Below are 238 nucleotides of genomic sequence, written 5' to 3'. Positions count from 1 at the left end.
GTGCTGCGCGGGACGCCCGGGCAGGGTGTCCCCGATGTCGATGTCCCGGCGCTGCTCCTCGGGCCCGACGGTCGTGTGCGATCCGACGAGGACTTCGCCTTCTACAACCAGCCACGCCATCCCTCGGGCAAGGTGTGGCGACTTGGCAAGAATCGCGGCGCCGAGGGCCACCCCGACACCATCCAGACGGATCTGGCGGGTGACGAGTCCAGTGTCGGACAGATTCTGCTGGACGCAT

Annotated in this window: 1 protein-coding gene; it reads left to right on the top strand. The window is 67.6% G+C overall.

The window, feature by feature from the left end; all coding sequences use genetic code 11:
* Positions 1-238, top strand: a 238-nt coding sequence (locus KVT44_RS56985; RefSeq protein WP_217577173.1) for a TerD family protein, incomplete at both ends; no start/stop codon positions are given.

Origin of the sequence: Streptomyces sp. GbtcB7, assembly GCF_019091445.1 — a bacterium.
Lineage (GTDB): Bacteria > Actinomycetota > Actinomycetes > Streptomycetales > Streptomycetaceae > Streptomyces > Streptomyces mirabilis.
Note: the sequence above shows the minus strand (reverse complement) of the source record. Positions and strands in the feature narration are given on the sequence as shown.